At 33.7% G+C, this 323-nt stretch carries 1 pseudogene; it reads left to right on the forward strand.

From position 1 onward, the window contains the following. Window positions 1-24 precede the first annotated feature (24 nt). A pseudogene (locus tag P6N22_RS10655) lies at window positions 25-323 on the forward strand (MBOAT family protein); the annotation flags it as partial.

Raw genomic sequence — 323 nt, forward strand, 5'->3', positions numbered from 1 at the left:
ATATGGAAAACACTTGGTTTTACTATGAACTCTATACTAGCTTGGTTTATTACTTTCAACTTTATTAACATCGCTTGGGTCTTCTTCCGCGCTAAAGAATGGGATGATGCTATCAAAGTCCTTAAAGCTATGTTCTTTGGTGAACTGATGCTTCCTGACAAATATGCACAGAAACTCTCTTTTCTGAATGAATACAGTGTATCCTTTGGTCGTGTCTTTGAACATATTAATGGTAAAGACAAAACACTTTATTTCATCATTGGTGCTTTCTTTTTTATTCTTTGGTTTAAAAACTCCTCTTTCTTTACCAACAATTTTAAGCC

This window comes from Sulfurimonas sp. C5 (assembly GCF_029872055.1).
GTDB lineage: Bacteria > Campylobacterota > Campylobacteria > Campylobacterales > Sulfurimonadaceae > Sulfurimonas.